We start from the raw sequence: 12,200 nt of genomic DNA on the forward strand, positions 1-12,200 counted from the left end.
CATGGCCATCCCGTCGCCCACCACCCGAGCGAGCGCGAAGCGGCACGTCAGCGTGACCGACCTCGTCACGGCGCTGGCGATGGGGGTGGTGGGCGGGCTCTGGCTGTCCTGGCTCGACCTGCACGACGTCGGCGCCGGTGTCGTCCAGGGCCCGATCGGTCACTCCACCACGGTCGTGGCGTTCACCGTGCCCCTCGTGCTCGTCGTCCACCCGGTGCTGGCGGCCTCCCTGCGCGCCGGGCTGCGCGAGCCGGCGGTGCTGGCACGGTGCGTCCTCGCGGTGGCGGCGTCGCTCGCCGTGGGCAACCAGCTGCGCCTCGTGGTCCTGGACGAGCCGCGGGCCGGTCTGCCGGTCCTCGGCCTCTTCGGGGACGCCGCAGCGGCCCTGCTCGTCGTCGTCCCCGTGGTGGTGGTGTCCGCGGCGCTCCGGCTCCTGGCCGGTGGGCGACGCCGTCGAGGGGGCGTCCGGTCACACCGCCGGACGCACGCGGCGCGCCTCGTCGCCGTGGGTACGGGGGTCGTCGGGGTCGTCGCCGTGCTGGCCCTCGCGCCGGTCGCCGAGGCGTCGTCGCCCACCGCTGCCCTCGCCGCGACGCCCGGCTGCCTGGACGGTGGGAGCGTCACCCGCTCCTTCGACGTCACGGCCATCGACGTCAACATCCCGCTGAACCGGTTCGGCGACCACGACCCCAAGGGCAAGATGTACGTCCTCACGTCACGGCTGGCGGCGGTCCGGGCCCAGGAGGCGTCGCAGAAGGTTTCGGTGGGGCTGCGCGACGACGCGATCCAGCCCCTCGTCATCCGGGCCAACGAGGGTGACTGCGTCTCGATCCGGCTGACCAATGCGGCATCGGGCGGTCCCTTCGGCCTGCACATCGACGGGCTCGAGTTCGACATCTCCTCGTCGGGCGACCAGGTGGGCCAGAACGACCCGTCCGACGTCGCGGCGGGACAGAGCCGCACCTACCGTTTCGCCATCCCGCTCGACCGTCGCCTCGAGGGTGGGCACTACATCCACCCCGGTCCCGGCTACCGCGCCGCGGTCGACCACGGGCTCTTCGGGGCGCTCGTCGTCGAGCCTCCGGGGTCGACGTACTGGAACGCGTCGGTCGCCGGCCGCCAGGTGGAGTCCGGCTGGGAGGCCATCATCAAGCCGGCCTCAGCGAACGCGGCCTGTGTCCCGACGAGCGCGACGCCGACGTGCGGCTTCCGCGAGGGCGCCCTGCTGCACCACGAGATCGGCAACGACAACGAGCTGATCAAGAACGCGGCCGGCGCCGACATCCCCCTCGTCGACGCCACGACGGGGACCTACCGCCCCGGCGCCTTCGCGCTCAACTACCGGTCGGAGCCGTTCCGCAACCGGCTGCTCGCCTTCCCCAAGGAGAAGGCGCACGCGTACAGCTCCTACACCTTCGGGGAGCCGGCGACGCCGATGATGCGCGGCTACCTCGCCGACCCGACGAAGATCCGGATCATGCACGTGGGCAGCGAGAAGTTCCACGTCTTCCACCTCCACGGCGGGGGTGACCGGTGGCGCTTCAACCCCGTCGCCGACACGTCGTTCAACTATGCCGACACAGGGCTGCGCAAGGACCCGCCCACCGTGCTGTCGCCGTCGCAGCGTCTCGACTCCCAGTCGATCGGCCCCGGCGAGTCCTACGACCTCGAGATCGAGGGTGGCGCGGGCGGCGTCCAGCAGTCCGCGGGCGATTTCCTCTTCCACTGCCACATCGCCAAGCACTACAACTCCGGCATGTGGGGGATCTGGCGCGTCTACGACACCCGTCAGCCGGACCTCGTGCCGATCGCGGATCGTGCGCTGCCGCCGACCGCCGTCGACTCGCGAGGCCTCATCGGTCGCACCATCAACGGCACCCTCATCACGGCCACCAACCTCGACTCCTGGATCCGTCCCCAGCTGCCTCCAGCGGGCGTGCCCCGCAACGGGCAGGACGCGACCGTCTGGAACTGGAAGGTGACGGGCACGGGGTCGCAACAGCTCTACCTCGGAGCCCCTGCCGACCCGACGGTCTTCGCCGACTCGCCGAAGATCGTGACCGGGCAGCCGAACCTGCTCGCCGTCGACGTGGGGCGCATCGTGACAGGACGACCGACGATCCTGTTCAACCCGCGCAACGGACGCCCGGCCTACCCGCTGTTCCGCACGACCATCGGCAAGCGACCACCGTTCACCCCGGCCGGACACACCGGGACCCCGTGGCTCGGGGCGACGACGGGCCAGACGTCCGCGAGCACGAGTCCGTGGGCCAACCGCTCGGATGCCCTGTGCCCCAAGGGGAGACGCGTGCGCACGTTCAACGTCGTCACCATCGGCAAGACGATCCAACGCACCCCGACGCAGGTCGACCCGGACGGCAAGCTCTTCGTCCTGGCCAAGGACAAGGCGGCGGTCGCGAGTGATCCGCGCCGCTCCGACCCGCTGGCGATCCGTGCCAACCAGGGCGACTGCGTCGCGATCACGCTGACGAACGAGATCCCCGACGCGTCGGCCTTCGACGGCTTCTCGAAGACGTCGATGCACATCCACCACGTGCAGTTCGACGTGCAGGGGTCCGACGGCGTCAGTGTGGGCTACGCCTTCGAGCACTCCGTCCGGCCGTACCAGGGGGCTGACGCACGGCTCAGCGCGGCGGCCGCCAAGGGGGCCAAGACTCTCGTCCTCAGCAGCGTGACCTCGCTCGTCGGGGTCGACGCCAACGGCAAGGCGACGAGACCGTGGATCGCCGTCGGTGAGGGCCTCGAGTCCATCGAGACCCACCAGGTCGTCGCCGTCAACCAGACGACGCGCACCGTGACCCTCGACTCGGCGCTCGTCGCCGCCCACGCGTCGGGGGAGTATGCCGGGACCGAGTTCATCCAGTACCGCTGGTACCCGGACGCCCTCCTCGACAACGTCTTCTGGCACGACCACGTCGACGGGATCCACGGCTGGGGCCACGGCCTCGTCGGCCAGCTCGTCGTGGAGCCTCCCGGGTCGACCTACCACGACCCCGTGACCGGGGCCGAGGTGGACTCGGGCACCCTCGTCGACATCCACACGACGAGCGCCCTGTCCCCGGGGCTCGTCGACGGCAGCTTCCGTGAGCTGGCGCTGTGGACGATCAACGACAACGACGCCGGGGCGTACTCCACGCTCAACCTCAAGGCGAACCCGCTCGCGGACCGGCCGGACACGGCGCACCAGTTCAGCTCCTGGACCTACGGCGACCCGGTGACACCCCTGCCGCGGCTCTATCCCGACGACCCGCTCGTCGTGCGCACCATCAACGTGTCACCGACCGTCGACACCCTGCACCTGCAGGGAGGCCGCACGCTGCTCGAGCCGCGCTACACCCATGACGACGGGTCGGGTCCGACCCCGGCGGGATCGATCATCGACACGATCCACTACGGCGTCAGCGAGAAGTTCACCCTGGTCTTCAACGGCTCGGCGCCCGACATGCGGATGAGGCCGGGGGACTACCTCTACGCCAACGGGGTCGAGAAGCACACCCAGCAGGGCGCCTGGGGCGTCGTGCGGGTGCTGCCCGGGACCGTCGAGGACCTCCAACCCCTGCCGGGAGTGGCGCCGCCGACCGCCGCCTACGTGCCACCGGTCACCACCGGTGGACTCCCACCGGCAGCCGAGCCCCAGGACAGCCCGTGTCCGCCGACGGCGCCGACGCGCAGCTTCAACCTCAGTGCGGTCGACAAGTCGCAGTCGCTCAACGGAGCGAGGACGGCGTTCGTCCCGGACGGTGACGTGGCGAGCATCAAGAAGGGCCTGAAGAGCCCGGTCCCGCTCGTGCTGCACGTCGTCGCGGGTGAGTGCGTCTCGGTCCGCGTCACGAACACGCTGACCACTGCCGTGGGCTTCTCGGTGGGCAAGCTCGACCGCGCCGCCGACTCGGGCGGCGTCGACGTCGGCTTCGCCCCGGAGCAGAACGTCGCTCCGGGGGCCGTACGCACCTACACGTACTACGCAGCCACCGACCGGCTCGGCACCGCCGTCATCTCGGACCTCGCCTCGCCGGGCGCGGCGAAGAACGGTCTGTACGGCGCCATGGTCGTCGCGCCCGCGTCGAGGGTCGACGGTCTGCGCACCGAGTTCAGCGATCCCGTCACGGGACTTGCGAAGGACATCGGCGCCCAGGTGATCGTGCACGTCCCGGGCGGCGACGTCACCGACTACCGCGACTTCACCGTGCTCCTCGCCGACGACGACACGCAGATCGGCCAGGACTTCATGCCCTACCCGACGAACGCCCGGGCGGGACGGTCGCTGCTCAACTACGCCGCGGCTCCGGCCGGTGACGGTCCGGGCGCCTTCCGTGACCCGGGGCAGGTGCCCCTGCTGAGGGCATACGCCGGCGACCCGGAGGTCGTGCACGTCCTCGTGACGCCCGGGAGCGAGAGCGCCCACGCCTTCAGCCTCGGTGGGCTGCACTGGCCGCAGGACGCCCGGATCGGTGAGTCGGACTCGACGACCACGCAGGGCATGGGGCCGTGGGAGTCCTTCGACCTCGACGTCGTAGGCGGCGCGGGCGGCACGCGAGCGGCACCCGGTGACTACTTCTACGGCGACCTCAGGAGGCCGTTCACCGCGGTCGGGGTCTGGGGCCTGCAACGGGTGCTGCCCTACGCGTCCCCGACGTGTCCCATCCTCCGCGTCGACGGGAGCACGTGCTGACCGGGGCTCAGGACCCGTCCGCGGAGGGAGCCGAGAGCGCCACGACGAGCTCCCGCACCGCGGACGGGTCGAGGAGCCGGTCGCCGTAGAGCTCGCGCACCTGGCCCATCCGGTAGCGGACGGTCTGGGCGTGCACGTGCAGCTCGGCGGCGACCGCGTCCCGCCGTCCCTGGTGCAGCAGCCACGACAGGAGGGTCTCCGCGAGCCGTTCGCGGGTGGAGGGAGGCAGGTCGGCAAGCGGCGCCAGGGCGTGGTCGCGCAGGTCGGCGAGTGCCTCCGGGTCGGCCGTGAGGACGAGGTCGGTCAGGTGCCGCTCCGTGTCGACGGGGGCCCCGCTGCGTGACGGTCGGACGAGTCGCGCCGTGCGCGCGGCGCGGTCGTAGGACGCGCGTGCGTCGTCCCACGGGCGCGGCGGCCCGACGACGGCGTGGCGGCCGGCGAGCACCCGCAGCACGTGGACGCGGCCCGGGCCATCGGCGTCCGGCACGAGCAGCAGCGTCAGCGGGTCGTCCGGGTCGACGTCGTCGATGCCCGGCAGGTCCTCGCCGACCTGGAGCGTGTCGGCGCCGAGCGAGGCCAGGGCGCGGCGTCCCTGCGCCGCCGGCAGCAGGACGGCCGTCAGCGTGGCCGGGGGAGGCCACCCGGCGCGGGCGGCAGCAGCGGTCAGCGTGTCGATGCCGGCCCGGGCCAACAGGTGCTGACCGAGCCGTTCCCGGTAGCGGTCCCGCACCCGTCCGCTCGTCGTCAGCTCGTCGGTGTGGCCCGCGACGCTCGCGGCCGACAGCTCGTCGATGTAGGCGAAGAGCAGCTCGGCGAACTTCGCCATCGCCGCCGCCGCCAGCCCCGCGTCTCCCGCGGCCCGGGCGAGCTCGCGCCACGACACGCGGGCACCGACCCGGTATGCCGCGAGGAGGCTGTCCATCGAGCGTCCCCCGCGTGCCTCGCCGCGTCCGAGGGCGTACGCCCCCTCCCGGGTCGGGCCGAGCGGCGTGCTCGGGTCGACGTCACTCCCGCCGGCCGCGAGCTTGAGGAAGCCGGCGATGGCCATCTGCACGGCGCGTTCGATCGTGTCGCCGGCGACGCCACCGAGGGCGCCGCGGTAGTCGGGGACCTCGTCGACGACGGCGGTGACCGTCGTGGACGCGATGGCCGGGAGCCGCTCCCGCAGCACCCGGAGCACGGCGTGGTCCAGCTGCAGGTCCGCCGCACCACGGACCGTGGCTCTCGTTGCCTCTGAGGCCATCGACTGTTCCCTCCGCACAAGAGTTCCCGAGCACTTCACGCCCTGTGGTCAGGATCTTACCCTTGCCTGTCAGTCATGCTGGGGGCATGAGCCTGACCGCACCCTCGACCCGAGCCGCCCGCCCGTCCTTGCGACGACGGTTCCTCCAGCTCGCCGAGCGCGCGACCTCCCCGCTGCTGCCCGCCGACTACCTCGACCTCTTCGACCCGCTGCGCCCCGGCGCCGACCTGCGCGGGCGCATCGTGGACGTCCACCCCGAGACGGCCGACGCGGCCACCATCGTCATCCGCCCCGGCGCCGACTGGGCCGGCCACGTGCCGGGACAGTACGTCCGCATCGGTGTCGACGTCGACGGCATACGCCAGTGGCGGGCCTACTCCCTGACCCACGGCCCGCGCGCCGACGGCAACATCTCCATCACCGTCAAGGCCGTGCCGGACGGCCTCGTCAGCACCCACCTCGTGCGCGAGTCGCGACCGGGCACCCTCGTGCACCTCGAGCAGGCCCAGGGTGAGTTCGTGCTCCCCACCGACGGCGGCAGGTTCCTCTTCGTCACGGCGGGGTCCGGCGTCACCCCGGTCATCGGCATGCTGCGCAACCTCTTCCCCGTGGCCGACGACGGCGTCGTGCGCCTGGCCCGCTCGGCGGCATACGACATCGTCGCCGTGCACGTCGCCCCGAGCGAGCCCCACTCGATCTTCATCGACAACCTCCGCGACCTCGACGAGGCCGGGCTCATCCGTCTCGTCGCCCGCTACGACGACGAGCACGGCGTCCTCGACGTCGCCGACCTCGAGGCCCTCGTCCCGGACCTGCACGACCGGACGACGCTCGCGTGCGGTCCGGGCGGGCTGCTCGACGCGCTCCAGCGCCACCACGACGAGCGCGGGCTCGACCTGCTCACCGAGCAGTTCCGCGCCGCGACCCTCGTCGTCGGCGAGGGCGGCACCGTCGACTTCACCAGCACGGGCACGACCGTCGACGCCGACGGCGCCACCCCCATCCTCGACGCCGCCGAGGCCGCCGGCGTCCTCATGCCGTCCGGGTGCCGCATGGGCATCTGCTTCGGCTGCGTCCTGCCCCTGCGCGAGGGAGCCGTGCGCGACCTGCGCACCGGAGCCGTCACGACCGCCACGCCCGGCGAGACCGAGGGCCAGGGCGTCCCGATCCAGACCTGCATCTCCGCAGCCGCCGGCGCCTGCGTCATCGACCACTGACCTGTTCCACAGACCTCCCGACCCCCTGACCAGAGGAGTCACCATGACCGTCCTGCAGAAGAAGTCCCACAACCCGATCGGGCACCTGACGCCCGAGGACATCGAGCAGATCGGCGTCGAGCTCGACGCGATCCGCCAGTCCGTCATCGACACCCGCGGCGCCGACGACGCGGCCTACATCCGCAAGGTCATCGCCACCCAGCGCAAGCTCGAGCTCGGTTCTCGCGCAGTCCTGCTCGTCTCGATGTTCCCGCCCGCGTGGGTCGTCGGCACCGCCGGCCTCGCGGTCGCCAAGATCATCGAGAACATGGAGATCGGTCACAACGTCATGCACGGTCAGTGGGACTGGATGCGCGACCCGAAGATCCACTCGACGACGTGGGAGTGGGACAACGCCAGCCCGTCGGAGCAGTGGAAGCACTCGCACAACGAGCTGCACCACACGTACACGAACGTCATCGGCAAGGACAACGACCTCGGCTACGGCATCATGCGCGTCGACGAGGACCAGCGCTGGGTGCCGCTCTACGCCGCGCAGCCGCTGTGGAACTTCGTCAACGCCTGCTTCTTCGAGTACGGCATCGCGGCCTACGACCTCGAGCTGGGCAAGAACCTCGCCACCAAGGAGCGCCGTCAGGACCCCGACTTCCGGGCCCGCGCCAAGGTGACGCTGAAGAAGATCCGCAACCAGATGACGAAGGACTACGTCATCCACCCGCTGCTCTCGGGCCCGTCGTTCCTCAACACGCTCGCCGCGAACGCCACGGCCAACCTCATCCGCAACCTGTGGACCCACTCGGTCATCATGTGCGGTCACTTCCCGGAGGGCGTCGAGACCTTCGAGCGCCGGTCGATCGTGGGGGAGACCCGCGGCGAGTGGTACCTGCGCCAGATGCTCGGCTCGGCCAACATCAGCGGCAGCAAGGCCATGCACTTCATGACGGGCAACCTCAGCTTCCAGATCGAGCACCACCTCTTCCCCGACCTGCCGAGCAACCGCTACCAGGAGATCGCCCCGCAGGTGCAGGACCTCTTCCGGAGGTACGGCCTGACCTACACGACGGGCTCGCTGCCGCGCCAGGTGGCGTCGGCCTGGAAGAAGGTCATCCGGCTGTCCCTGCCCAACGACTTCCTCGGCCGCAACCGGAGCGCGTCCGTCACCGACCTGCCGACGTCCGCACCGGCGCGGGAGCGCGCGGCCGCCTGAGGCCCTGACTGTCTCGTGTCGACGTGCGGGCACGAGTGATCCCTCTCAGCGTGCGCTCAGTGCGGCTGCGACATCGTCGTGACGCCGGGAGACCCCCTCCCGGCGTCTCGATGTCCTGACCCGCGCGGCCACCGACGGCCGCGTCGCGAGCTGCACGAGGGCCGACCGACGGCGCCACGCCAGGTCACCCGTGCCGGCAGGACCGTCGAGGCAGCTCTCTTCGTGGAGGATCCGCATGTCTGACGCCCTGACGTCCACCGTCCCGGGGACGGTGCCGCACGAGGCGCGCCACCCAGTGGCCGCCCAGCTGCTCAACAAGGTGCCGGCCATCACGGCCACCTTCTGGCTCATCAAGGTCCTGTCGACGACGATCGGCGAGACGTTCGCCGACTACCTCGCCGTGCAGGTCGGCCTGGGGACGCTCGTCACGGACGGGGCCATGATGACCCTCCTGGTCATCGCCCTCGTCGCCCAGCTGCGGACCCGGCGCCTGGTGCCGTGGCTCTACTGGCTCACGGTCATCCTCGTCAGCATCGTCGGTACCCAGATCACCGACTTCTTCACCGACACGCTCGGCGTCAGCCTCTACGTCAGCACGGCGGTGTTCGCCCTGGTGCTCGCGGCGGTCTTCACGGTGTGGTGGCGCCAGGAGCGCACCCTGGCGATCACCGCGATCGACACGCCACGGCGCGAGCGCTACTACTGGGGCGCGATCCTCACCACGTTCGCCCTCGGCACGGCGGGCGGGGACCTCGCCACCGAGGCGCTGTCGCTCGGCTTCCGCAACGGCGCGCTGATCTTCGGCGGCCTCATCCTCGCTGTCTGGGTGGCCCGTCGCGCCGGCCTCAACGCGGTCCTCGCGTTCTGGATCGCCTACGTCCTGACGCGACCGCTCGGCGCGTCGCTCGGCGACCTGCTCACACAGAGTCGGGCCTTCGGCGGGCTCGGCCTCGGCTCCAGCCTCACGAGCCTCGTCTTCCTCGCCGTCATCGTCGTGCTCGTCGCCCGCGAGCAGGTCAACGTCAACCGCCACGGCATCCGCGCCAAGGGAGAGGCCCCGGCCGTGCACCCGCGCCGCGACTACGCCTGGGCGGCCGCAGGCGCCGTGGCCGTCGTCGCCGCCGCCACGGCCCTCGCGCCGGCTCCTGTTCCCGCCGCGGCCACTCCTTCCGGCACGGCCGCCGGTGCAACGTCCGGCACCCGGGGCAGCGCCACGCGGGCCAACCCCCTGGAGACGGACGCGACGTCGCCGATCGGAGACCTGCGGCCGTTCGCCGTCATCGTCGACGACGTCTCGGCGAAGACCCGGTCGGGAGACCTGTCCGCAGCGACGACGCGCATCAAGGACCTCGAGGTCGCCTGGGACGACGGGGAGGCCGCGATGAAGCCGGCGTCCCCGGATGACTGGCACACCATGGACTCCGCGATCGACGGTGCGCTGACCGCGCTGCGGGCGACACCGCCCTCCAAGGCGGACAGCGCCGCCGCGCTCCACGCGCTCCAGTCCACGATCGGCTCGCTGGAGAAGAAGGCGTAACAGCCCGATCGGGCAGAATCGTGGTGGCACCGTCCGTGCCTCACCAGACCGGAAGGAGCCCGATGACGGCCCGCTTCCGACTGCCCAGGGGAGTCCGGGGACAGGCGACGGTCGCCGCCGCAGCCGTGGTGGCCGTCGCCCTGCTCCTCGGCAGCGCCGTGCTCGTGCTCGTGCTGCAGGGGGCGCTGACCCAGACGCTGCAGGACAGCGTGACCTCCGTCGTCGACGAGGACGCCGCCGTGCTCGCCGTCGACGGGACCGCGGGTCTCGCGCGAAGCGAGCGCGACGAGGGTCCCGACAACGTCCTCGTCCAGGTCATCGGGTACGAGGGTGGATCGGCGCGCGTCGTCTACACCTCGAAGGCGTCGCGGACCGAGCCGGTCACCGACGCGCGGCCGGCGCCCGGCCAGACCGTCGTCACCGGCCGCTCCTCGCTCCCGCTGCCGCTCGACCTGCAGGACCCGCTCGTGGTCGCTCGCGGGGTCGACGTGGACGGTGTCACGTACGTCCTCGCGGCCCAGGCGTCCCAGGAGGCGCGTGAGCAGGCCGTCCGGACCACGGCCATCCTCCTCGCGGTCGCCCTGCCGTTCCTCGTGGCCCTCACCGCGATGATCACGTGGTGGCGGGTCGGGCGCGCGCTCAGCTCCGTGGAGGCGATCCGCTCCCACGTCGAACGCACCAGCGCCTCCAGGTTGCAGGACCGCGTGCCCGTGCCGCCCACCCACGACGAGATCGCGCAGCTGGCCGTGACGATGAACTCGATGCTGAGTCGACTCGAGGCCTCGCAGCGCGCCCAGCGTCGCTTCGTCTCCGACGCCAGCCACGAGCTGCGGTCGCCGCTCGCGACCATCCGGGCGTCGCTCGACGTCGTCAGCCCCGACGATCCCGAGACGTCGTGGGAGCAGCTCGACCCGATCCTGCGTGGCGAGACCGAGCGGATGAGCCGGCTCGTCGACCACCTGCTCCTGCTGTCGCAGGCCGATGACCACGCGCTCACGGTCAGCCGCCGCGACGTCGACCTCGACGACCTCGTCGACCGTGAGGTCCGGCGACTGCGCCGGCTGACCCCGTTGGCCGTCCGTCTGACGAACGACGCCGTGCGGGTCCGCGGCGACGAGCACCAGCTCGAGCAGGTCCTGCGCAACCTGCTCGACAACGCCGCCCGCCACGCGAAGGGCGCCGTGGCCGTCACCGTCGAGCGGGTCGGCGACCGTGCCGTGGTGCGGGTCGAGGACGACGGACCAGGCATCCCCGTGGCCGACCGGGCGCGCGTGTTCGAGCGCTTCGTCCGGCTCGACGAGAGCCGGTCACGCCACTCCGGGGGAGCCGGCCTCGGTCTCGCCATCGCCCGCGAGCTGGCCGTGGCCCACGGCGGGACGCTCGCGGTGGGGGAGTCGCCGTCGGGTGGCGCCCGCTTCGAGCTGACGCTGCCGTTGCCCTCGTCGGCGGAGCCACCGACCGGCGGGTCGGGCGCCGAGGGTCAGGCCGGCTCTGCGGGTTCCGCCGGCTCGGCCGGCTCGGCCGGCTCCGCCGGTTCCGCCTCGAGCAGCCGATAGCCCACGCCCCGCACCGTCTCGATGCTCGCCTCCGCGAACGGGGCGTCGATCTTGCGGCGGAGGTAGCCGACGTAGACCTCGACGATGTTGACGTCGCCGTCGTAGGCCGGATCCCACACGGCATCGAGGATGGTGGCCTTCGTGACGACCTCGCCCGCGTGCATCATGAGGAAGGTCAGGAGCGCGAACTCCTTGGGAGTCAAGGCGATCTCCGATCCGTGTCGCAGCACGTGCCGTCGCACCGGGTCGAGCGACAGGGATCCGTTCGTGAGGACCACGGGCCGTTCCGGCGCGCCGCGCCGGATGAGTGCCCTGAGCCGGGCGACGAGCACGACGAAGCTGAACGGCTTCGTGAGGTAGTCGTCCGCACCGAGGTTGAACGCCTCGGCCTGGTCGTGCTCGCCGTCGACGGCGGTCAGCATGAGCACGGGCGTCCACACGCCCGCCTCGCGCAGTCGTGCGATCACCTGGTAGCCGTCGAGCCCGGGCAGCATGATGTCGAGGACGATGACGTCGTATGCCCACTCGGTGGCCGCCCACAGCCCGTCCTGGCCGTCGTGCATGACGTCGACGACGAACCCTTCACGCGTCAGGCCGCGTCGGACGACCTCCGCGAGGGACGTCTCGTCCTCGACCACGAGCACGCGCATCCCTCAGACCCGCCGGGCATCGAGGCCGGGGCCTGCGGGTTCGCGGAGGGCGCTCATGGCTCCGAGCCTAGGTCGGCGAGCCTGAACGGTCGCTGAG

At 71.7% G+C, this 12,200-nt stretch carries 7 protein-coding genes; 5 read left to right on the top strand and 2 right to left on the bottom strand.

The window, feature by feature from the left end; genetic code table 11:
- Position 1: 1 nt before the first annotated feature.
- Positions 2-4,693, top strand: coding sequence for a multicopper oxidase domain-containing protein (locus tag H283_RS0120140; protein ID WP_020145333.1), 4,692 nt, complete (start codon positions 2-4; stop codon positions 4,691-4,693).
- A gap of 7 nt (positions 4,694-4,700) precedes the next feature.
- Here H283_RS0120140 and H283_RS0120145 read toward each other — a convergent pair whose 3' ends face one another.
- The gene (locus H283_RS0120145; RefSeq protein ID WP_020145334.1) at positions 4,701-5,936 is read right to left on the bottom strand and encodes a CdaR family transcriptional regulator; all 1,236 of its coding nucleotides are present in this window, start codon (positions 5,934-5,936) and stop codon (positions 4,701-4,703) included.
- Between the two features lie 86 nt (positions 5,937-6,022).
- Between H283_RS0120145 and H283_RS0120150 the strand changes: the two genes are divergently transcribed.
- The 4 genes from H283_RS0120150 (at position 6,023) to H283_RS25930 (ending at position 11,453) form a co-directional block, all read left to right on the top strand.
- Positions 6,023-7,153 (top strand): ferredoxin reductase, encoded by a 1,131-nt coding sequence (locus H283_RS0120150; RefSeq protein WP_020145335.1) that lies wholly within the window; start codon positions 6,023-6,025, stop codon positions 7,151-7,153.
- Between the two features lie 43 nt (positions 7,154-7,196).
- The gene (locus tag H283_RS0120155; protein ID WP_020145336.1) at positions 7,197-8,360 is read left to right on the top strand and encodes an acyl-CoA desaturase; all 1,164 of its coding nucleotides are present in this window, start codon (positions 7,197-7,199) and stop codon (positions 8,358-8,360) included.
- A 235-nt stretch (positions 8,361-8,595) separates the two neighbouring features.
- Positions 8,596-9,897 (top strand): hypothetical protein, encoded by a 1,302-nt coding sequence (locus H283_RS0120160; protein ID WP_020145337.1) that lies wholly within the window; start codon positions 8,596-8,598, stop codon positions 9,895-9,897.
- Positions 9,898-9,959: 62 nt separating this feature from the next.
- Complete coding sequence (locus H283_RS25930) at positions 9,960-11,453, top strand: cell wall metabolism sensor histidine kinase WalK (protein WP_020145338.1); 1,494 nt, start codon at positions 9,960-9,962, stop codon at positions 11,451-11,453.
- Here the strand turns inward: H283_RS25930 and H283_RS0120170 are convergent.
- The gene (locus tag H283_RS0120170; protein WP_020145339.1) at positions 11,378-12,103 is read right to left on the bottom strand and encodes a response regulator transcription factor; all 726 of its coding nucleotides are present in this window, start codon (positions 12,101-12,103) and stop codon (positions 11,378-11,380) included. The two genes, H283_RS25930 and H283_RS0120170, sit on opposite strands and share 76 nt — an antisense overlap.
- Positions 12,104-12,200 lie beyond the last annotated feature (97 nt).

The organism is Terracoccus sp. 273MFTsu3.1 (assembly GCF_000383675.1).
Classification (GTDB): domain Bacteria; phylum Actinomycetota; class Actinomycetes; order Actinomycetales; family Dermatophilaceae; genus Terrabacter.